This is a genomic window from Zooshikella sp. RANM57 (assembly GCF_050749885.1).
GTDB lineage: Bacteria > Pseudomonadota > Gammaproteobacteria > Pseudomonadales > Zooshikellaceae > Zooshikella.
Genome location: NZ_JBOIUB010000014.1, coordinates 45,154 through 68,054, shown reverse-complemented (window position 1 = coordinate 68,054; position 22,901 = coordinate 45,154). Strand labels below are relative to the sequence as shown.

21 protein-coding genes are annotated in these 22,901 nt (G+C 39.3%); 5 read left to right on the top strand and 16 right to left on the bottom strand.

The window, feature by feature from the left end:
* Nucleotides 1-91: 91 nt before the first annotated feature.
* The 9 genes from ACQ96U_RS22505 to phhA form a co-directional block, all read right to left on the bottom strand.
* Nucleotides 92-964, bottom strand: a complete 873-nt coding sequence (locus ACQ96U_RS22505; protein ID WP_431723522.1) for a siderophore-interacting protein — start codon at nucleotides 962-964, stop codon at nucleotides 92-94.
* Between the two features lie 226 nt (nucleotides 965-1,190).
* Entirely contained in the window at nucleotides 1,191-2,219 is a 1,029-nt protein-coding gene (locus tag ACQ96U_RS22500) for a lipin/Ned1/Smp2 family protein (RefSeq protein WP_431723521.1), read from the bottom strand.
* A gap of 92 nt (nucleotides 2,220-2,311) precedes the next feature.
* Nucleotides 2,312-4,984: a glycosyl hydrolase gene (locus tag ACQ96U_RS22495; RefSeq protein ID WP_431723520.1), complete on the bottom strand. Its 2,673-nt coding sequence runs from the start codon at nucleotides 4,982-4,984 to the stop codon at nucleotides 2,312-2,314.
* A gap of 63 nt (nucleotides 4,985-5,047) precedes the next feature.
* Nucleotides 5,048-6,760: an RICIN domain-containing protein gene (locus tag ACQ96U_RS22490; protein ID WP_431723519.1), complete on the bottom strand. Its 1,713-nt coding sequence runs from the start codon at nucleotides 6,758-6,760 to the stop codon at nucleotides 5,048-5,050.
* Between the two features lie 473 nt (nucleotides 6,761-7,233).
* Entirely contained in the window at nucleotides 7,234-8,091 is an 858-nt protein-coding gene (locus ACQ96U_RS22485; protein WP_431723518.1) for a DMT family transporter, read from the bottom strand.
* Nucleotides 8,091-8,816, bottom strand: a complete 726-nt coding sequence (locus ACQ96U_RS22480; protein WP_431723517.1) for a hypothetical protein — start codon at nucleotides 8,814-8,816, stop codon at nucleotides 8,091-8,093. Before ACQ96U_RS22480 ends, ACQ96U_RS22485 begins: the two co-directional genes overlap by 1 nt.
* Nucleotides 8,817-9,086: 270 nt before the next feature.
* On the bottom strand, nucleotides 9,087-10,643 hold the full coding sequence (gene tyrR, locus ACQ96U_RS22475) for a transcriptional regulator TyrR (RefSeq protein ID WP_431723516.1): 1,557 nt from the start codon (nucleotides 10,641-10,643) through the stop codon (nucleotides 9,087-9,089).
* 294 nt (nucleotides 10,644-10,937) lie between these two features.
* Entirely contained in the window at nucleotides 10,938-11,276 is a 339-nt protein-coding gene (locus tag ACQ96U_RS22470) for a 4a-hydroxytetrahydrobiopterin dehydratase (protein ID WP_431723515.1), read from the bottom strand.
* A 150-nt stretch (nucleotides 11,277-11,426) separates the two neighbouring features.
* Nucleotides 11,427-12,230: a phenylalanine 4-monooxygenase gene (gene phhA, locus ACQ96U_RS22465; protein WP_431723514.1), complete on the bottom strand. Its 804-nt coding sequence runs from the start codon at nucleotides 12,228-12,230 to the stop codon at nucleotides 11,427-11,429.
* 585 nt (nucleotides 12,231-12,815) lie between these two features.
* Between phhA and ACQ96U_RS22460 the strand changes: the two genes are divergently transcribed.
* Complete coding sequence (locus ACQ96U_RS22460) at nucleotides 12,816-14,336, top strand: aldehyde dehydrogenase family protein (protein WP_431723513.1); 1,521 nt, start codon at nucleotides 12,816-12,818, stop codon at nucleotides 14,334-14,336.
* Nucleotides 14,337-14,425: 89 nt separating this feature from the next.
* Here ACQ96U_RS22460 and ACQ96U_RS22455 read toward each other — a convergent pair whose 3' ends face one another.
* From ACQ96U_RS22455 to ACQ96U_RS22445, 3 genes are all read right to left on the bottom strand, one after another.
* The gene (locus ACQ96U_RS22455) at nucleotides 14,426-16,153 is read right to left on the bottom strand and encodes a M14 family metallopeptidase (protein ID WP_431723512.1); all 1,728 of its coding nucleotides are present in this window, start codon (nucleotides 16,151-16,153) and stop codon (nucleotides 14,426-14,428) included.
* A gap of 163 nt (nucleotides 16,154-16,316) precedes the next feature.
* A complete protein-coding gene (locus tag ACQ96U_RS22450; RefSeq protein ID WP_431723511.1) occupies nucleotides 16,317-16,826 on the bottom strand; it encodes a hypothetical protein in 510 nt (169 codons plus the stop codon).
* A gap of 129 nt (nucleotides 16,827-16,955) precedes the next feature.
* Entirely contained in the window at nucleotides 16,956-17,873 is a 918-nt protein-coding gene (locus tag ACQ96U_RS22445) for a LysR family transcriptional regulator (protein WP_431723510.1), read from the bottom strand.
* Nucleotides 17,874-17,963: 90 nt separating this feature from the next.
* Here ACQ96U_RS22445 and ACQ96U_RS22440 point away from each other — a divergent pair, with 90 nt between their 5' ends.
* On the top strand, nucleotides 17,964-18,845 hold the full coding sequence (locus ACQ96U_RS22440; RefSeq protein ID WP_431723509.1) for an SDR family oxidoreductase: 882 nt from the start codon (nucleotides 17,964-17,966) through the stop codon (nucleotides 18,843-18,845).
* A gap of 379 nt (nucleotides 18,846-19,224) precedes the next feature.
* Nucleotides 19,225-19,662: a hypothetical protein gene (locus ACQ96U_RS22435; protein ID WP_431723508.1), complete on the top strand. Its 438-nt coding sequence runs from the start codon at nucleotides 19,225-19,227 to the stop codon at nucleotides 19,660-19,662.
* An 80-nt stretch (nucleotides 19,663-19,742) separates the two neighbouring features.
* On the opposite strand, the gene ACQ96U_RS22430 is transcribed toward ACQ96U_RS22435, so the two are convergent.
* From ACQ96U_RS22430 to ACQ96U_RS22420, 3 genes are all read right to left on the bottom strand, one after another.
* Nucleotides 19,743-20,132: a carboxymuconolactone decarboxylase family protein gene (locus tag ACQ96U_RS22430; protein WP_431723507.1), complete on the bottom strand. Its 390-nt coding sequence runs from the start codon at nucleotides 20,130-20,132 to the stop codon at nucleotides 19,743-19,745.
* 33 nt (nucleotides 20,133-20,165) lie between these two features.
* Entirely contained in the window at nucleotides 20,166-20,615 is a 450-nt protein-coding gene (locus ACQ96U_RS22425) for a MarR family winged helix-turn-helix transcriptional regulator (RefSeq protein WP_431723506.1), read from the bottom strand.
* Between the two features lie 69 nt (nucleotides 20,616-20,684).
* Nucleotides 20,685-20,858, bottom strand: coding sequence for a hypothetical protein (locus tag ACQ96U_RS22420; protein WP_431723505.1), 174 nt, complete (start codon nucleotides 20,856-20,858; stop codon nucleotides 20,685-20,687).
* A 206-nt stretch (nucleotides 20,859-21,064) separates the two neighbouring features.
* On the opposite strand from ACQ96U_RS22420, the gene ACQ96U_RS22415 reads away from it, so the two are divergent.
* The gene (locus ACQ96U_RS22415; protein ID WP_431723504.1) at nucleotides 21,065-21,376 is read left to right on the top strand and encodes a DUF134 domain-containing protein; all 312 of its coding nucleotides are present in this window, start codon (nucleotides 21,065-21,067) and stop codon (nucleotides 21,374-21,376) included.
* The gene (locus ACQ96U_RS22410) at nucleotides 21,357-21,782 is read left to right on the top strand and encodes a NifB/NifX family molybdenum-iron cluster-binding protein (protein ID WP_431723503.1); all 426 of its coding nucleotides are present in this window, start codon (nucleotides 21,357-21,359) and stop codon (nucleotides 21,780-21,782) included. The genes ACQ96U_RS22415 and ACQ96U_RS22410 overlap by 20 nt, the downstream gene beginning before the upstream one ends.
* 83 nt (nucleotides 21,783-21,865) lie before the next feature.
* On the opposite strand, the gene arsB is transcribed toward ACQ96U_RS22410, so the two are convergent.
* Nucleotides 21,866-22,900: an ACR3 family arsenite efflux transporter gene (gene arsB, locus ACQ96U_RS22405; protein ID WP_431723502.1), complete on the bottom strand. Its 1,035-nt coding sequence runs from the start codon at nucleotides 22,898-22,900 to the stop codon at nucleotides 21,866-21,868.
* Between the last annotated feature and the right edge of the window lies 1 nt (nucleotide 22,901).

Below are 22,901 nucleotides of genomic sequence, written 5' to 3'. Positions count from 1 at the left end.
GACACGATATTAAAGAAAGCTGGGTTAATAGTCTATAAAAACGCAGTTAAATCAACCATTTTTACTACGTCCATATGTTAGGGGTGTTTATTTAATACACCTCATCCATCACCTTATGTCGTTCTGTATGATACCCTTCTTCATCATAGCCATAACGCCAATAAGGTACCGCATAAAGACTTTTTTTATTTAACCCATATTTTTCTTTTAAATAGTTACGAATAGCAATGACAGCGGCATTTTCACCTGCCACCCAAGCAGACAACGAGGAGACATGAACTGGTTTTTCGACCTGTTGAATGGCCTCTAACTGAAGTGAAGTAGTTCCTGCAGGCTGACTCTCACTGTACAGCCACTGAACCTTAACACCTTTGGCTTTGGTCATTAAGGTTTGTTTTTCTGCTTGATTTTTAACCTCAATAAAAACATATCCTTGAGCATGTACGGGGAGCACTTCAAGTATCGCTGAAATAGCAGGTAATGCAGTCATATCACCACTAATAATGTGCCAATCTGCAGGAGCTAATAAAGGGTCTGGCCCACCAGGACCTGCAATACCAATTTTATCTCCCTCTCTTGCATTTAATGCCCAGCCTGATGCGGGACTATTTTCACCATGCAGAACAAAGTCAATGGTTAGCTGATGCAGCTGAGGATCATAGTGTCGAACACTATAGGTTCGGGTAATGGGTTTTTCCTCTTTTGGAGGCCAAATCACCCCTGAAGGACCTAACGTGGGTAATACGGGTTGTTGCTGGTGGGGTAGAGGAAAAAACACTTTAATATGTGCTCCACCTCGCCCTTCGGGGAAGCCTTTTAGCAAATCCCCTGTGAACGTAATACGCTGCATATACGGCGATAGGCGTGTCGTCTTAATAACAGATAATAGCTGTGGCGAATTACGCTTTTTTTTCGCAGGCGCAACCTTTTCTACCGTTTTTTCACGAGGATTTAAACTTCCCAATGCAGACAACCTCATTCATGATGGTTTACACAAGTTTCTCTCTAGCTGACTATCAAAAGTGGCATAATCTACTTATTTTGTAGCATAAGTAGTGAGATAGATGTTGATATGACCATACTAAAACAAATGAGAATTATTCGCAACTAAGATGTTGTCGTCCACTTTGTATCAGCAAGCTTAAACCTACCCTCCAAAGCCGCTAATCAGCTTGCTGACAAGAGAACTGCTACTTAAACTGTTTACACTTTGCGTCTGGCATCGATGTGACGACTGATGTGAAATGATATACGTAATCATCACCGACGGCTTGTGTACCCTCACTGCCAGCATTCTCTCCCAAAATATACGTTTCTGCTTTTGGAATACCGGCTTCTTCATAAGCATCAATATCTGATTGTGCATTACCATAAGCACGCACAACTTTTATATTTCTCTCTTTTTGTAATTGTTTTAAATAATCGGCTTTAAACGCCTTATGCCCCTGCCCCGCTTCAATCAGTTCACCATTTTCATTGGTGTGTAAATGCCAGTCTGGTTGCTGCATGGTATTCTGTAACCAATCTCGGCTGTCTTTTGCTAACCAGTAAGGACGAGCGGATAAGAAAATAAGTTGATAGCCTTTTTCTCGGTAGGCTTGCAAGGTTTCTTTTGCATAATAAAACGGTGTAGCCGTTTTAATACCTATATAGTCTCCCACCTGCTCAGCATCTGAAATAGTGAGCGTACCATCCAGATCAAATACAATGGCTTCATGTTCAGGTTGACGAACACTGAGAAAGCCATCGACTGCCGTACCATCACCTTCCACAACCATCCGTACGACATAATCCCCTGCTTTTTGACCCGGAATCTTAACATTAATTGTGCCATCACTATTTGTTGTATACCGGCCTAAATACATCCATTGTTGCATGCCTGTACCAAATAGATAAGCATGGATATCCTCATCTTCCAGATCTTTATGCCATACCCGATCATAATCAAACTTAGCTGTCATGGTTGTGGATTTACCAGGATTTGCAACTCCATCATGAACCATATGAAAGGGTTTAAACCAGTGAGTTAAAATTTGGCTGTAGTGGTGGCGAAATGATTTTACGGGTGGATTTTTTAGTTTAGGTGCTAACGACGCGATATCATACGCTGAACAACCATCATAAATCACTGGAGGCACTTGATCACTTTGTTGGCTGGCCATTACATGGGTAGCATGTACCATCGAAATGCATATCGCTAACTTCACTGTAAATTTCATGGCATTTTTATCTCAGACAGCTTGACAGAGAAAACGCTAAAAGCCTTCACCCCAATCCCACTACTCAAATAAGATCAGGATGAAGTAAACAATTAATCGATGACAATAATACCGTCATTATTGTCGGGTGTATGTCGACTAATCGTTATACGCTGCCATGGTGTGTCCTTTGCTGCAGGATTTGCGATAGTAAAAAAATAGCGAACCACATCATTAGGTTTTAAATTATTAATGCGCAAAATCCATTGTCCCTGTTGATTTTTCTGCATACGCACATTTTGTTGTGGCTGCTGATTTATTTGATAATGGACATCCACCCATTTGGCTTTTTTGACAAAAAACTGTGCAACAGACTGACTAACCAACTGAATACCATAGGGTATATTGTTAGGCGGAATGGACGGATCATCGGGTGTATCACCACCAGGACCACATAACCCCATCATTGTTTGTTGCTGTATTTCACTATTTTGAAATACTGCCATATGCTGAGGTTTTACAGAAAATGTTATTCCATCATTAAAAGCAACCTGCTTTTCTTTACACGTCGAGTTATAAGCCACATAACTTCGATTACCTGCACGTTGAAACACAGCAGTTGCAGGCCAATTACCTATAACGTTTGTATCAACCTGTCCTAAGTCGTTCAACGCTGCCAGCCAATGATAGGTATGCGCTTTGGTTTCACCACTTTCCACTCGATACTGATCAGCTTTCGCATTAAATTTTGCTAAAAATGTGTTGGCATCACGGAAAGCCTGTGCCATCCAGATAATATCCTCCCAATCATCAGCACTACCACCATTACCTTCTTCTCCACCATTAAAGGTTAATAACGTTTGGTAATTTCGTGCCAATGCCTCAGGGTAATGCCCTAAATAAAGCGACCCACCATGAAATGGTAAAAAGTTTATTCCATGGATAGATTCTGGCTCTGCGGTCCACCACGTTGCATAAACACTGCCTGCCCCCCAAACAATAGCCGCAATATCAGGTTCATATTTACTGGGAAAATTTTCTTGGTCAACATCAAACCAATATTGATGAATCGCTTCTTGTTCTGTCGTATAAATATAAATACCTAAATCACGAATGGTTTTATTTTGAGTTGCTTCTCCCCATAATATAAGCCCTGTTGCAAAGTTCATATCTTCAGATGAAGACTCTTGGTTATTTCCATGCGCAAAATTACCATGGCCTGATGCCCAGCTATGCCCTGCATAAGGATCAAAATTACGCATAAAGGGAAAGTCAGGATCTTTTCTATCTGGGTTAGCCGCATCACGAATCAGCATTTTTATTAAACCACCCCATGCTTGATCTTTTGCCCAGTCCTGATCATAGCGCGCAATCGCAGCCGCAACTTGAATAAAATAGCCCCAGTGAAAATGGTGGTCATTCAGCTCTTTGTCTGAACCAAAACTGGCTGGATACCCTACCAGGGTGTGCCAGTCCTGATGGTAGTGGAATAATGGTGTTTTGTTATCATGCCCATCAAACCATTGTTCTAACTGTGCTTTAAGCATTGTGATCATTTCATTGCGTAAAGCTGTATTATTTAACTGCTCAGTAATAGGTAATAAATGGGCAAGCTTACCCATATCCTTACCGCCAAAATATGTATCTGGGCGAAAACCTGACTGTTTTATTTTAGTCACAGCCGTCTGCAAATAACCCGACAATCGTTGTTTATCAATATTTTTGGCTAACGGTAAACCAGGCAATACCCCATGAAAGGATGACGTTGTCGTAAATTCATTTCCTGTTAAGGTTTTCATGATTCCACGTGGAGATGTATAGGTACCTGATAAGAAATCATTTTCACTGAGCTTCCACTGATGAGGATATAACGCCATAATCGTGTGTTCATCTGCTCCACGATTTTCTATAGCTTCAGTTATAAAACGATAGGTCGCCTTTAGCTTTCCTTCTTGTTCATCATACTTCCAGCTAACTTGAGTATCTTTCACGACATTAAAAGCATAATGCGCATACTGATTCAGTGTACTCTCATCCGCTTTAGGCAAGACCGCAACAGAAAAATACCCATGAGTACCTGCCAGAGATACTATGGCTTCTTTACCTTGTAGCTGCCACTGACTATCTCCTGGTGCAAATAGCCCATAATGGTGACCATTAATGGTTAAACCAATTTTATCGCCTTGCTGATACCAAACGTTTAAATTGTTTTCATAATCATTCAACACAATACGTGCATCCCCTCCTTTTGCCTGTGCAAATATATAAGGGATACCATGTCCTGTTGTTGTTATGAGTTGCTTATTTCCTTGTTGCCATAATGCTGAGACTGTCCAATCCGAAAAATCATTGATTTTTGTTTCTTGTGCCTGCAACCCATTCACACTAATCAATAAATCACGCTTATCCCAACCTTCGCCTTTATAATATAAGTACTCATAATGTTTACCTTTATTGGCAACCGTTGCTTGCGTTGGATAACTTACACCTAAACCATCAGCTTCTGCAGCGATGGCCAATGGATGTGGATACATACGCTCTGAAAAAGGCTGTTTACCTTGAAAATCCCACATCAAAGAAGACCACCACCGATTAGTCGGCACTGGACGTGTTAAAGTATCTGCAATATAGCGCTGTCCTTTAGGCTTTGTTGCCCCTGCATAAGTGTTGGAAATTTGCCACTTCCCTTCTTTAGGCTCCAATATTGGCTTGGCAGATAACGTACCAACAGCCCCCAAATAGCCTACGACTAAACCAGCACTTATCAGCAAGTTTCTATATAACATAGTACTTCACCTTCTTATTTAATTACCCTTAATATAGGTATTTACTGCCTAGAAGTATCCAAGCTATTTGCAGTTCGCTTTCTGTTGGTATACCCTCACATAGTCCACATCCATGGTCACAGGCTGGCTAAAAATACTATCATCAATACCATTGGCGCCCCCCCAATTACCACCAAACGCAATATTTAAAATCAAATGAAAACGCTCATCGAAAGGCCAGTATCCAACGCCTTTACCATTATTTTCATAGGTACCGTATTTTTTATCATTAATAAAAAAATCAATTTTTTGTTGTGACCATTCAATTGCATAAATTTGTTCTTTTTCTTCAACCTGATCATGATGCGCATCAACAGTAAAATTATTTCCGCGCATATGATTTCTTAACTCAGTATGCACTGCTCCATGTACCACATTAGGTTGGTAACCTACATATTCCATAATATCTATCTCGCCACTATTCGGCCAACCACCATTTTTCCAGTCCGTAGGTAACATCCAAATGGCAGGCCAAGTACCACGACCAGCTGGTAGTTTAGCTTTTACTTCAACACGTCCATAGGTCCAATCACCTTTTCCTCGTGTCACTAATCGGGCGGATGTATAGTTATTACCTTGGTAGGGTTCTTTTTGTAATTGAATAACAAGGTGACTGCCATTGACATAGGCATTTTCTTTACGAGGAGTATAATGTTGTAATTCATTATTTCCCCAGCCACTACCTCCTGTATCATATCCCCATTTATTCACATCAGGCTTACCCTGATAATTAAACTCATCCTGCCAAACCAACTGACGACAATTATTAGGCGGGGTAGGCTGATCCCCATTATTAACTTTCTCGAATTTCCATAATTGATTGGCATGAGACGATGCAGTCCATTGTTGTATATTTGCGCCATTATGCATCCCCCAGTCGGTAACATCTAACACCTTACCGCTGGCTTTATTACGAATCAAAACGTTATCCGCGCCACCCTGTTGAATAAGAGAAAAAAGCTGTGCTGCATTTCCATTTTCATGCCACTGCTGGATATTCACCCCATCACCTTTCTCAGCATTGGCTACATCAAGCATTAAACCACTGTGTACAGATTTTATTTTATAATAACCACTACCTTGATGGAGAAATTGCCACTGCTGATTTTTACCTCCACCATATGTCCACTGCTGGATATTGGCAGCACCTTTTATTGACTGTTCTGCTACATCCAATACTTTACCACTATGCTTCGAAGTTATTTTATATACACCTTCCATTGGCACATTCACAGCACCTTTTGGAATGATTTCCCAGCGTTGATTATTTCCCCCATGCCAATCCCACTGAATCACATTTCCTCCATCACTGCGACTCCATTGGTCTACATCTATCACTTTCCCTGTTAATTTATTCTCAATTTTATATGTACCATCATCAAGTTCTTTTAAAATAAAATTTTGTGCGGGTGTATTATTATCCGTCCACTGCTGTACATTATTTCCATTGTCAGCCCCGGCATTAGTAATATCCAATACTTGTCGAGTCAAAGCATTGACCAATTTATATTGTTGCTCACCTACTGGTAGAATTTTCCAATATTGATTCATACCAGACGTAAATTTCCCCTGGCATACATTGGCACCTTGAAACTCACCATTATCAGCTACTTCAAGTACTTTACCTGAATGCTTATTGATAATTTGGTACAGTCCGTCAAAATGTGTTGTAGAAAAGCTCATCCCTGGAAAAAAACAAATCCCACTGAGTAAAATCGAGTAGTTAATTAATTTCATAGCAATATAGCTCAGAATTTGGGTTTAATATTCAATTCCTTGTGAACAGCGTCTTACAATAAAACCTATTCACAACATATTTAGCTCAATCCATTCAGCTTAATAAAGTTTCGAAAAAATTACTTATAAACACATAACAATGTGTCATCAAATGGGTATATTTATAACAAACTGTGAACCATACATATTCAGGGCAAATGTATACGAAATATTTTGAGCTGAATGTAGATTGTACCCATACTGTGTATGAGTTAATTTGCTCCTTTCTCCGTATAAGACTAGCCCTGGACTCTACTGCACGCCGTCCCCCCAGCATCTATTTCACAAAAAAAATTCAAATGCGACAAGCATTAGATATGACTGTCCTACCTTTCAGTGAAGGGTATATTTCGTGAAAAATAACTACACGACAGTTAAGATTACAGTGTATTAGGAAGACATGACGGTTATCTCTGCAACAGTATACTTAGCGGTTATGAACGAACCACCCAAAAAACCCCAACCAATATAAATGGTACAGCAATTAAGTGAATATAAGTTAACCCTTTACCTAATAATGCAAATGATAATAGTGCCGCCAATAATGGTGTACTTAAACGTACAACAGCTGCTGTAGATGGTCCCGCAAGCTGACATGCATATTTATAAGCCATGCCAGCAGAGATGGTTGAAAATAAGACTAAAGCAAATAACAAACCTGCTTGCTGAGGATTGGGTGCTTGCAGTACAGGAAAAGGCAAACTCAAAGTAAATAACAAACTAAAACCCAGTAAATAGGCCCAAAAGTTAACACTTGACGCATCAACCATTTTTGATGCACTCATTAATGAAAAAAAAGCCATTGTAATGGCTGCTCCTAGTGCACATAACAAACCCACCATTACATGACTATTGCCACTAAAAACCGACTGCTCTGTCGCGGCAGAACCAACAATCACCAACGTTGAGCCTATAAATGCGGCTATGGCTCCCAATAATTTCTTAAGTGAAGGCTTAATCCCCTTAAAACGTTCGAATCCCATTATAAAGACAGGAGTAGTACTTACAATCAATGCGACATCAACCATATCGGCTAACAAAAAGGCAGTCGTCGCCAAAGTATAATAACAACAAAGTGCAGCACCACATCCAATGGTTCGTTTTGTTAAGGTCAGTGTATGTGATGTTAAAAATAAAATAATGCCCGTAACAAGCAACGACAGTAGGAAGCGATAAAACAGGATAATGTCCAAAGTCAAGTTATTAAGGTAGTTAATCCATATACCTGTTGCTCCCCACATCAGACTTGAAAACAGGGAAAAAATAGCGCCTAGCGTTATTTCATTACGCATTAACTTGCCATTTTTTGTTGATGTCGATTATTAAGATTAATTATTTGAGATTCTTTATATAACTCGTCCCAATATTGAACATGCGCATCAATTTCATTCGTCATAAAACGCATAAGTGTCACATAACGCTTTTTACCTTCAAGTTCTTGCTCCAGTGGGGTAAACGTATCGTGGAAATGTTCCAACTCAAGGTGCTCATGAATATCCCACCATGGCGATTTTTCAATACCATAAAACGTCTTTAGTGCTTTCTTAACATAAGTATTTCTAATTGATGCAAATAATTCTCTGGCGGATAAAGCTGCCACCGATTCAACAAAATTAGTATCACTCGTACCAAAAATATTTAAGAAATGTGATTTATATTTTCGTGTGGCATGGCTTTCAGGGTCACGAGGATGGGTTGAATCACCTAATTGTTCAATAAACCGTTGATACATCAATGTATGGTTTTCTTTCATTTCAACCAATACATGATGGGCCAGCGCTTGAACAGTATGACAGACATAAGGGTGTGAAGCATCACCACTCTTAAGAATACATAAACCAAACCACTCATGAAATATATTACGCCAGTATTCATACTGCATAAAAATATAACGTAAATCAGCAATGGCTATCACTCCATCGGCTAAGTCTCTAAAAAATTGACTATCAGCTAAAGCCTTCTTAGAGTATGTAACAATTGCATCAGCCATATCATCTACTGTACATGTATTTTTCATAACTATCCCTGTTATTTGTATTAAATACTCTTTGCTATAGGTATAACCACAACTCTAAACAATAAGTCAGCAAGACCTATTGTTTAGTGAAAAGTAAAATGCCTGTCTATAGTGCACTCTACTTTTGCAGAAAATATTAGCATGAACCTAATCAAGGATATATGATACTTTAGTATATATATTTCGCGAATTACTTTAATCGTTGCTTACCATTGTCATTATTTTATCAATTAAAACAATATTATCTTCATCGCTATTCATGATTAACGATTACCGACTATGTTTTGTAATTCCATAGTCACGTAATTTTCTGGCAATAGCCGTGTGTGATACACCTAGCTTTTTTGCCAGCTGACGTGAGCTTGGGTATGCAGGATACAAATGCGTTAGTAATTGCTTTTCAAATTTTTTAACAGACTCTTCCAGTGTTCCTTCAAATGAAGTACTTAAGTAACCAACTCGGTCAGCATACGAAGGGAGTTGCATATGCTCTGGGCGAATTTCACCTTTTTCCAAAACGGTAATGGCACGTAAAATAGCATGTTCTAGCTGTCTTATATTACCTGGCCAAGGGTATTGTTGCATTAAATTAACAGATGCCTTTGAAAGTTTAGGTGGAACTTTACTTTGCTGACTGGCATAACGCCGGATAAACATCTCGGCAAGAGGAATAATATCTTTTTTTCGTTCTCTTAATGGTGGTAAATGCAGAATGAGTACATTTAACCGATAAAATAGATCTTCTCTAAATTTACCTTCCTGACACAATAAAGGTAGATTTTTTTGTGTACTACAAATGACCCGCACATTAACTTTAACTTCTTTATCATCCCCTACACGTCTAAATGTTCCATCCTGTAGAAATCGTAAAAACTTTACCTGCAAATGAGAAGACATTTCACCTATTTCATCAAGAAAAATAGTTCCGCCATCAGCTTGCTCCAAAATTCCATGTTTAATAATAGGTTGTTCTTGACTTACAATTCGCTCTCCGTAACCAAATAGTTCAGTTTCAGCCACATTATCGGGTAATGATGCACAGTTTAATACTAAAAAGGGTTTTTCAGCTCTCACACTAAAACTATGACATGCACGTGCAAGCAACTCCTTACCAGTGCCCGTTTCACCCAAAATCTGCAGTGGGGCATCCATTCCTGCAAATTTCTTAGCTTGTTTTATAACACGCTTCGTTTCTGTATCAACGGCTAATATCTCAGAAAACAGTGAGGACTCAACCTGTTGCAAAGCATGAATTTGCTTACCTAAACGATCTGCTGACTTCAAACAGATAACAGCACCCACCAGGGTTTGATCTTGCTGTTGATTAGGTACATGTACAGGCAAAATATCTGCTAAATACGCCTCTCCCTGCACTTTAACGGGAATACTCATCGGCCAGTGTTCAGCTTGTTGAACCCATCGATTTAAATTAAACCCTTGTAACCATTGATTGATTGGTATTTGACGAACGTCCTCTAAAGTACCTCCTAATACCCGTAATCCCGATTCATTAACAATAATAACCCCTCCTTTGGTATCAACAGAAAAGACCGGGTCAGGTAACGTTTGTAGCAATGTTGATAGTTCGTAATGTTCCCGTTCACTTGGCATAAATGATATAGTCCGCACATCTGTTACACCCTTAATATGCCGTATTTCAGGTAATAATTGTTGCAACTCAGCAAACGCCAGATCAGGCAGGTTTAAATAGATAATACCTACTAAATCAACTTCAATGCCACGTAAACTTATTTGATGTAGCGCCAAAATATTTAACACTTCTTGCGCAATACCCAAACGATCTTGGCACAATATTTCCAGACGCATTTCCCTTACCACTTTTATGTTATTATTGATTTTGTATTGTCAGTGCAATCATATTACACGCGCTCTGCAAAGACCATTTATAAAGCTGAGGACAAAGAAATGGTTAACGGTTATATAAGTAAAATACTATACACGTAGCATAAAGCGTGAGAGGGATCGAAAAATAGACAAGCAGAGAAGAAACGAGAGCCTTATGAAGGGAAGGATTTCAGCTGTGAATAATCCACCAACGTGGGCTATTCACAGAAAAAGCTTAAACGTTTAATAGAAGCAACACATTGAAGGTATTACATACTAAGACAGTATCTCATCTGTCTTTGCAGCCATAATAAAATCATTTTTATGTAAACCTTTAATCTTATGAGTCCACCAGGTAACGGTTACTTGCCCCCACTCCGTCAATATACTTGGATGATGGAATACCTCTTCAGCAATCTCACCTACACGGTTAGTAAATGCTAACGCTGCTTTGAAGTTTTTAAATGTGAAAACTCGCTCTAACTGCATAATGCCATCACGTACTTCTATATTCCAATCTGGAATTTCAGCTAACAACTTTGGTAACTCTTCCTCTGTTACCTTTGGCGCCCCTACTTGGCAAGCTTCACACTTTAAAGATGACAAATCACTCATAAAGTAATTATCCTTGTTATTTGATTAATACTTGATCACTAATAATTATGCGTCTTGGCGGTATCCCTTACGCCTACCACAAGTTATGTACAATTAATGACTTCTTGTGTTTATATCTACAATTCCACTACCCTGCGATCTAGCAAAGCCTTAACAGGCTTGCTGAGGAACTTTTGGCGGATACTTAGCAGGCAGCAGTCCCATAGATTTTGCTTTAGTAACATAAGACATGATATCTAAATGACAAATATCGTAAAGCTGTTCTACACATTCTAAATAAAAGTAAATTGGCTGCATAATATCAATGCGGTAAGGTGTTCTTAGCACTTCTAAGATATCAAATGGCTTACGTTCTGGTGCCTCATTATCTATAGCATACTGTGTTTCTCCTGGAGACGATAAGATCCCTCCACCATAAATACGCCACTCATTTTGCAAGTGTAATAAACCAAATTCAACCGTAAACCAATATAAGCGCGCTAGATAAACCCTATCTTGCTTACTGGCTTTATATCCTAGTTGACCGTAAATATGAGTAAATTGTGCAAAAGCCGGGTTTGTTAACAAAGGACAGTGCCCAAAAATTTCATGAAATATATCAGGTTCTTGTAAGTAATCTAACTCATCCCACGTCCTAATAAAGGTTGCTACCGGAAACTGCTTATTTGCAAGTAACTTAAAAAACCTATCGAATGAAATCAATGCTGGGACACGGGCAACACGCCATCCCGTTTCCTGTACTAACACATCATTAATTTCTGCTAATTGAGGAATACGATCCGTTGGCAGTTGCAACTTCATCAAGCCCGCTAAATATTCATCACAGGCTTTTCCTTGAATGCAACTCAACTGGCGGTTAATTAACTGAGACCAAATTGCATTTTCATCATCACTATAAACAATAAAACCATCTGGTCCTGGCGATTTTGCTATATAGTTGCTCGTTTTTGTCATTATAATGCCTCATCGATCTGGCTATACTGGCGCGTTAAAAAGCAATGCTATTGATTAACTTATACACAACCACGAGCATAGGTGAAATTAGTTGATCTGTTTCCTCCCTAAAGTTGATCGTAAACTATACGTTACAAACTTAGATTAATATGCTGTTTTTAAAGCCTTTTTAAATTAACCATACATTTCTTACCACTTTTATATATAAAAGCACCCATGCCTTTTACCCGCTGGCAGTTTGAAAACCTGACTCGATATGCTTTAGACTGCACTCCACCGTAAGGTATTAGACAATAGTGGTATGAAAAGGGTATTTTTCCTACTAAAATCTTATAACCTCAAAAATATTGAGCTTTAATTAGGTCATAAAGGTTCCGTGATGGAAAGTAAAAAAAGATCATAAAATAATACACTTACACGCAACAAGAGTGACATGCTTTTGAAATAATAAAATAAGGGTATACCCTATAAATAACGAAACTTAGTTGACTCAATAAAAACACTGAAATAAACCTATTTAGTAGGGCCTGTTAACAAAGTAAAACAACTTACAATAACAAAACCAATGAAAACCAGGGAACAATAATGATATACACGCCTCCAGGCCAAGATGGCGCCAAACTTTTTTTTAAATCTCGATATGCTAATTTCATTAATGGTGAGTGGGTAGCCCCCAAGAAAGGCAATTTTTTTGAAAATAAGACACCTGTAACAGGTGAAACCTATTGTGAAATCCCCCGTTCAACCAAACACGATATCGATGCTGCACTTGATGCCGCTCATCAAGCAGCACCTGAATGGGGTTCAAAACCTGTTGCCTTTCGTGCACAAATTTTACTACAAATTGCGGATCGCATAGAACAGTTTGCTGAAAAACTGGCTATTGCTGAAACCTGGGACAATGGCAAACCTATTCGCGAAACAATTAATGCAGATATACCACTCGTGATTGATCATTTTCGCTATTTTGCAGGCTGTATTCGTGCCGAAGATAGTTCATTAGCTGAAATAGATGCAACGACAACATCTTATCACTTTCACGAGCCATTAGGGGTGGTTGGACAAATTATTCCTTGGAATTTTCCATTATTAATGGCAGCGTGGAAACTAGCACCTGCATTAGCGGCAGGCAACTGTGTAGTCCTTAAACCAGCCGAACAAACCCCTGTTTCAATTTTACTCTTAATGGAAATCCTGGAAGATATTATTCCCCCCGGTGTTGTCAATGTCGTTAATGGTTTTGGTCACGAAGCCGGTAAAGCCCTTGCATCCAGCCCCCGTATTGCAAAATTGGCCTTTACGGGTTCAACGGAAGTGGGATGCGAAGTATATCAGTCTGCGGCTAAGAATATTATTCCGTGCACTGTTGAGTTAGGTGGTAAATCTCCCAATATTTATTTTCCTGATATTATGCAACAAGAGTCTTCCTATTTGGATAAATGCGTTGAAGGACTTTTATTGGCATTTTTTAATCAAGGCGAAGTCTGTACTTGCCCTTCTCGCGCTTTAGTCCATGAATCTATTTACGACTCATTTATGGAACATGTACTAAACCGTGCAAAAACCATAAAACAAGGCAATCCCTTGGATACTGAAACCATGGTTGGTGCTCAAGTATCATTAGATCAATTTAATAAAATTATGGGTTATCTTGAAATAGGTCGTAAAGAAGGTGCTCATATTCTATTTGGTGGCCAACGTGCACAAGTACCTGACACTTTGAAAACAGGCTACTATGTTCAGCCAACTATCTTTCAGGGCGAAAATTCAATGCGCGTTTTTCAAGAAGAAATTTTTGGCCCTACCATTGGTGTCACTACATTTAAAACAGAAGAAGAAGCCACGCGTATTGCCAATGATGTCCCCTATGGTTTAGGCGCTGGTGTTTGGACACGTGATATTAATCGAGCACAACAAATGGCTCGAAAAATACAAGCTGGAAGAGTCTGGGTAAACTGCTATCACATGTACCCTGCACATGCCGCTTTTGGTGGTTATAAAAAATCAGGGGTTGGCAGGGAAACCCATAAAATGACACTGAAGAGTTACCAACAAGTAAAAAATATTTTAGTAAGTTACAGCACAGATCCGCTTCACCTTTTTTAATTCCATAAATTGATCAATAGTATATCGTATACAAAAAAAGGGCACGGTTGAACGTGCCCTTTTTATGTCTGAGTTAATGCAAAGTATTTTTACTGGATAGAGAAAAATACAGCAGAAACAGGTCCCCATCGTCCATCACTGTCCATTGCCCGGACAAAAGCAATATGTTTACCTGATGACAGGTCGCGGGTATCGATAATGCCTTTGATGGCTTGCTGCTCCAAATCAAAGTCACCAGAAACCGACTGCATAGGCTGCCGCTCTGCCCCTTCCTGCCACGGTGGTACATCAAGATAGTATTCTGCTGCAGTAACCGTCTGTACAGCTTCAACACCATTGCGATGACTAAAACGACTATCGTCAGCAATAGCAGATAATGTCAACCATGTACCAGCAGGCACGGGGTGTTCAGATGCCTGGTTGTTAATGCTTACGCTATACACTTCTGGACCTGCAGGCAGTTGATAAGGTGCACGTACAACTTTTGCTGCATAACGCAGTGCTTGCAAATTATCGGGTAAGATTTTTTGTTCAAAGTAATGGCATGACTCAAAAAATTCAGTACCTAACTCAAAGGTAAACGCCGCAACCCCAAGTTCACCATAACTGATACCGTCACTGGTACCATCCGTTTCATAAAGCCCTAACGACCTTTCTGGAGAATAACCATTAAAATAGGCAAACTTACGCCCTAGCGTTTGCAGTTGGGTATGATTAGGCGCAGGATCACCATTTGTTCCCCAAGGCCAAAGCACCAGACGTCCATGGCTATGAATATCAAGATGTATCCCACTTGTATCTAATGGGGCTGGATCATTACGCTCTGGTCCTCGACGATCAGGGTACAAGCTCCGTACATAATTTTGCAGTGCTTGAATCTCTGGCTCTGAACCCGGTGCTGAACCCCGGTACACTTGTGAGCACACATCACCACTGGAACCATCTGTTGTAGATCCCCAACCAAAGGTAAAGTTACGGTTTAAATCAATACCTTGTTTAAGCGGGTTATAACAACTATTAAAATCATTCACATTTTTACGCCATAAGACGCCTTTTTCAGCTTGTTTTCGTCCATCTGGATTGGTTTGAAGTAATAAATGCACTTCATGATGATCGAGTATCCAGGTAGCATCCGCATCATTGCCATAGCCTGTTAGTAAGTTTTTGGCAAACGTCAGTGCCAAAGGTGCTGTAGCATATTCCCGTGCGTGAATTGCACTATTAATAAATAATTTAGGCTTATCTTCTATATCATTATTACGAGTCAGCTTTAACACCATTAAGTCATAGCCACCCCGCTGCTGCGTTTTACGCCAGGAATCACCGATATCAATCCACTCAGCCAATCGTGGATATTCCTCTGCAAGGGCTTTTGCTTCTTTAAATGTTGCTTCTACTGTCGGGTAGCAGCTGTAACCCGGAATGTGATCAGAATTATCACGGCTCAATGTTGTTGGTGCTAGATTTAAACCACTGTTTTGCACCGATACTGCTTCCAACTTAAATCCTAAGCTAATTAACTGATTTAGCTGCTGGCTATCACCAGGCACTACTAAGTAACCTTCTTCATAATGAGAAGACAGTGTGTCCATGCTTTTGACAACTTGCCGCGCAACCTGCTCAGAAGGAAAGAATGCCTTATAAACTTGTGTTTTTTGTTTAAGAGGAGCTAAGGGATAGTGAGGAGAACTTGTATGAGCAAAGGCTTCTCCACCAGCCCAGACTGCTGTCGCAGATAACACCACAATAGCTACAGAATTTCTTAACGAAAAATGCGAAAGAAAGGAATGTCCTTTAACCATTTCCTTGTTACTCATCTTCACTCCATAAATTTTATTTACCTCAATAACAAAAGACTTATCCTTCGTTTTGGGTATTGTTTTATTTTATTTAACATCAAACAACATCCATAACCAAGTGCTTGTGTAAACTGAAAAACACAAGTCACTTGATCGTGAATTTATGGTAACAGGCTAACAATTACTCACCCGCATGCCACCAATCCAGGCATAAAACATTTAAGCCATCAGAACCAAAAAACAAAAAGTCAGTCTGACCTCGCCAAAAAAATACATCATACACAGTTACTTGATCATCCTGACAGTGGTTATTTAGCTCACTAAAAAACAAATGGCCTTTGGTCACTTCCCAGTTTGGCTCACCCAACAACTTTCTTATTTCAGGCACCGTCGAGTATTTCTGCTTCAACTTATAATGTAGCGCCAGCATAACTCGATGTTTTTCCCCCATCCACTCGTCCACCAGAGGATCCCACTCCCCCCCTTGAAAGTGCCCTGGAATCTGCTGTAACTCTCTATATCTTTTACCCAGTGAGTCTAAAGAACGTTGATTATACGTCTCTTGTATCTGTGCAAAGTCTTGTTTTTTGTTGGTGGGTTGCTGAGCACATCCGCTTGTTATCATGAAAGAAACCAGCAGTAGTACTGTAAGCACCACTTGTTGTCTAATAGTCTTTAATTGGCTCATCATCAATTATTCATCACCTATTCATATAATCGATGTAGATGTCATTGTTAGCATAACCAGTTAAATCAAAAAATTCATCAGCAATACTATTTTTTTTCAGCGAAAGTCCATTTCCCAATACTCCAACATACTTTAACAAAGGAGCCCAGGTAAATATTGCTTGGCAGCATCGATTACCGCCTTAACCCGATGAATTTTATCTGCTCCAAATCGATACACTACAAAAACACGCGTTATGTTACTTTGCCATTGAGGTAATATATGCCTCAATTGTCTTTTACTTATGTAATCTTTCACTAAAAAATCAGGAACATAGGCCACCCCTTGATTCGCTAAACATAAATCCACCAAGGTATTAAAGCTCTGTACAGCAATATCACCACTAACGTCTAATGAAACTTCAATTCCTTCATCATCGCAAGAAAGCAGTGACCATATGCGGTTATTATTATTACTTGAAAAAATCAAGCAATTTACTGTCTTCAAATCTTCAACATCATTAATAGGGTATTGTTGAACGTATTGTTCACTCGCAACCAGTATTCGTCTAAACTCGCCCAAATTCTGAGCTACCAAGTTTTCGTCATTAACTGTGCCAATTCTCACCCCTAAATCAAAGGTCGTATCCTGCATGTCTTCAAACTGATAATTGAATTTACAGCCCAGGCTGATTTTTGGATATTTCTGGGTAACATAAGGAAAAAATTTAGCGACCACAAGCTGCCCAAAATCAGGTGTAAGCGCCACCCTCACCTGCCCGCTGGGTTCACTGCTTTGTAATTCAGCTTGATGAAATAACAGCTCACCCTCAGCAATCAATGATTGAACTCTTGGTAAAAGTTGCTTACCTTCAATAGTCATCGCTATTCTGCGTGAACTCCTTTCTAAAAGCTTTACCCCAAGCCTGTCTTCCAACCGACTTAACTGACTACTCACTGCAGACTTAGCAATTCCCAATTTATGACTTGCAGCGGTAATACCACCACACCGAACAACCTCAACAAAAATCATTAACTCCATAAAGCTCATTGTTCTCAATTTAAGAATCATAAGTTCAAACATCCTAGATTGTTCTAATATCTAACCATATTAAACTACTGAATATAAATTAAACAGCAGCAACAAGTAGGAGAGGTAACCATGAGCACAAAGCAAAATATCTTAATCACAGGCGCTAATAGTGGGTTTGGTTTGTTAACTACGAAGTTACTCTTACAACAAGGACATCATGTCGTTGCCTCTATGCGTGATCCTAACCACAGAAATGCACAAACGGCTAATGAGATCAAACAGTTAGGAGGAATGATTGTTGATATAGATGTCACTAATGAAGAAAGTGTCAGCACTGGAGTCTCTGCAGCTATTAAGCAAGCAGGTCATATTGATGTGCTGGTGAACAATGCAGGGGTTGGCGTTAACGGTGTGCAAGAAGCTTTCACAACGGATGACATTAAAGCCATCTTTGAGATCAATGTGTTTGGCTTAAATAGAATGATACGTGCTGTATTACCTCACTTTCACCAGCGCCACTCAGGTTTGATTCTAAATGTTTCAAGTATTTTAGGCCGCATGACCATACCATTTTATGGCCCATACAATGCGTCAAAATGGGCGGTTGAGGCGTTATCAGAAAATTACCGTACAGAGCTGTCCAACTTTGGTATTGATGTTGCCCTTGTTGAGCCTGGTGGTTTCCCAACAGACTTTATTGATCGATTAGTCAAACCTTCAGATACTACACGTCTAGACAATTATGGTGACATGGCAAATGCACCACAGGTCGCGCTTGAAGGCTTTGAACAAGCATTAGCAACGAATCCGGCTCAAAACCCGCAATTAGTTGCAGATGCGATAACAAATGTAATCGCAAAAACTCCAGGCTCACGTCCATTCCGCACAGTGGTGGACAAAATGGGAATGGGTGAACCCATTGAAGCCTATAATCAGCAGCTGGCTACTATCACTCAAAATATTTACCAAGCATTTGGTACCGCTGAAATGTTAAAACTAAACCATAAGTAAACGATATACGACGAGTTAAACTGATTTGTCATATTTCAACATAATAAAATACAAATATAAGTAATTGGAAATAAATTATACCAAGGATGGACTTTTTTTAGTCAGATAATATGTAGTCAAAAAAATATGGCAGTATTACCAACATCTGTTAAAGCTAGAGATACCCACAAATAAGTATCCGCCCTATTCTAAGTCAAAATAAAACCAGAGCATCTATCTTAACACTATTTACTAAAGTCAATGACCGAAACTTCAGCAAAAAAATCGAGCTAATTCTGGAATATTTTTTAGCTGTGATCTAAGGTTTCGATTGAAGTTGTCATTATAAAATAGGGTAACCAGAAACTTTCTACTGTTCACATTTTTTAAGGGAATAAAAATGGCTCAACATAAAATAACAAAACTTTACATAACAACTATCACCTCTACAGTGCAAGATGCACAATCAGGTGCAAGGCCAAATGTATATATTCAGTATGCAAACCAACCTGGTGTTGACCAAACGCCCGCTACCCACACTTTTACAAATGCAATTGGCCCCTTCACTAATGGAGGTATTCAATCTGTAGCCTTAGACTTAACAAGCCTTAAAGATGATGTTTACACTATCCAAGAAGTTGTTTTTACCACTGATAGTAATGACTGGTGGCTCGAAAAGTCAGTGTTTATACATGCTCTTTATGACAATGGCTATGTTGCTACTATCACAGACATTACTAACTGGCCCGGCTTAGGCTTAAGCAATCAGAATAGTGATGGTGGCGTTTATTCACAACCCGTTTTCCCCTATGCAGCCGGTGAAGTACCTCAAAATTAATCTTTAATACTGTTTAGCAGGGCTGAAAGCCTTGCTAAACAGGAGAGTACTTAGTGATAGCGCCCTATTTATAGTCCACATTACTTCTGTCCAAAAACCTCTTTTGCTACATTGATGCCATTAAGGGCAGCAGGAAAACCTGCATAAACACTCATTTGAATAATAATTTCTACAATTTCTTCTTTAGTTAAACCCACATTTAAACCCGCCTGAATATGAACCTTCAACTGAGGTTCAGCATTTCCCATGGCAGTTAATGCCGCAATTGTCGCAATTTCTCTTGATCGAAGATCAAGACCTGGGCGATTATAAATATCACCAAATGGATACTCTATCGTATAACGAGCCAAATCTGGAGCGATTTGTTTAAGTCCATTAATTACTTTTTCACCCGCCTCACCATCAATTTTCTTTAAGTTTTCAAGGCCTCGTTCAAAGCGGCTTTGGTTATCATCTATTGCTGATTTCATGCATTTCTCCAAATATTCATAATTAATAAAAAATCACTTATTACTATCAGCACTTCCCATTTCTTTATTAATAAGCATATAGTAACCAGGCAATATTCTTTTTAATGTTGAACGGCCTTTTTTAGTAATTGCGATTTTTTTTGCACGTCGATCATCGATACAATCTTTGACGTCGACCAGTCCCTCTTTCTCAAGTGATTTTAGCGTATTGGTAATAACAACCTTGGACACATCCAGGCGTGAGACAAGATCCTTCATTGAGAAATGACCCAAGCTGGGTTCACGATCAAGCACAATTAATATCAAAAATCGAGTTTGTGAAAGGCCTTGCTCCGCGAAATAAGCTTCCAGCTTCCTGATGAGTAAGCTAGCCTGACGTAACATATTTAGTGCTGCTTCAGTCCTCTCTACATCCATCTCCGGAAACTGTTGAGCATACTGTTTCAACATTTCTTGCGTAGGTAATTCTTTCAAAAAAAACATTTAATTAGACCTACCTTGACTCATTATTAGGTGTAAAGAAAACCCAAAATATCTAACGGGAAAGCTATATTACAATGTGTTTAATAATTCAGAGGTCGTACACCCTTCACCAAAATGATGAAGAATATGTTTTTCAAAGTAATCCGCTTGTACCTGCTCAAATGCACCACAGGCATCCGTCACAACGATGCAGTTGTAACCACTATCATGGGCACATCGTAAGAAGATCAATTTAGTTAACATGCTAACTAAATTAGTCTTCTTACGATGTACTGTCAAGTGTTCGATGATTATTACTGTGCTGTTATCCCTACTCTTGTTGTCAGAATGCTAAATATTAAAAACCTGGCTTCGCTAGCAAAAAACCACAAAACCAGGTTGCCTAAACATAGCATATGCCATATTATAATATGGCATATGCTATGTTTAGTTGCTTTCTGGAGAAACACGTGCCTCGATTCAAGATAAAACGTAAAGTGTGTGGACAGGCTGCACACAGCTGCTTTAAGCCAAACAAGGTACCAATGACACAACTCCAACAAGTTGTCTTATTAGCTGATGAATTTGAAGCGCTTAGGTTGGTAGATTTTGTTGGTATGCAGCAACAGGAAGCCGCTAATCAAATGGGTGTCTCTCGCCAGACATTGGCGAACATCGTCAAAACAGCACGATTTAAAGTCGTAGATTGTTTGACACATGGGAAGGCACTGATCATACAACCAATCAATCAGGATAATGACAATGATTGCAGTACCACTTAATAATCAAAAAAATATTTCAGGCCATTTTTCTAAAGCGCCACAGTTTTTAATTTATGATCCGACGACAAAAGCAATCCAATATTTGCTTAATCATTCAAGTCAGGCAAGCTGCCAAAACAAACACAATTTAATTAAACAACTCCAGACAACAGGTGTCACAACCATTTGCGTTCATAATATTGGACAACACATGTTGGATCGTCTATTAAAGAACGGATTTCTAATCCACCGTATGGGTAAAGCAACAAAAAAAATTCATGCGGTATTGACTGAGCTACATCACTCGCCATGCTTTCTGACATCAGCGCAGCAAGGAAAACCTTCTAAAAACCATGAATTAAAGCATACTGAAAGGCAATGTCATTGCCATCAAACGCGATTTTGTTGTGATAAAAAATGTCAGTAAATCAGTATTATCATGTAATGAAAACACCAAAAAATAACTTAAATCAATACAGCAACGGTAGATGAATTATTATCAGAATAATCTTACGAAACTGCTTCACTATAGCTAAACCAATGGCGTGTTCTGTTAGCAAATGCCACTAAAGAGAGCATAACAGGCACCTCAACTAAAACACCAACTACCGTTGCCAAAGCTGCACCTGACTGCAAACCAAATAGAGAAATCGCTACAGCGACCGCTAACTCAAAAAAATTAGAGGTACCGATCATACAGGCTGGTGCAGCAATATTATGAGGAAGCTTTATTAGTTTTGCGGCCCCATAAGCAATCGCAAAAATACCATAGGTTTGTAATAACAAGGGTATCGAAATTAACACAATGGCAAGAGGTTTAGCGGTGATAGTTTCAGCCTGAAAGCCAAAAAGTAAGACTACCGTTGCCAGGAGACCTGCAATTGATACCGGTTTAAGCCCATGAACAAATTGGTTCAAACGGTGATGATCTCCCTTTGCATCCAGTACTTTACGCGTCAGTATGCCAGCAATAAGCGGCAACACTACATAGAGAATCACAGACAAGAAGAGTGTCGCCCAGGGAACAGTCACATCACTCACCCCCAGTAAAAACGCCGCAATAGGGGCAAATGCAAAGATCATAATAAGATCATTAACGGATACCTGTACTAGCGTATAATTAGCATCACCTTTGGTAAGTTGACTCCAAACAAAAACCATTGCAGTACAAGGTGCCACGCCCAACAAAATCATACCTGCAATATATTCCGTTGCCGTTTCGGGACTCACCCAATTAACAAAGAGTAAACGGAAAAAAAGCCATCCTAATGCAGCCATTGTAAAGGGTTTGATGAGCCAATTAATCACTAACGTTAGCAATAATCCCTTTGGCTTTTTACCAATATATTTGATAGAAGAAAAATCCACCTGAATCATCATGGGATAAATCATTACCCAAATAAACACCGCGACAGGTATATTAACATGTGCCACTTCCAGTGCAGCAAACCATTGAAACACGCCTGGCACTAAATTACCTAATAACACGCCAGCCAAAATACAAAGTCCCACCCAAAGCGTGAGAAAACGCTCGAAAAAGCTCATC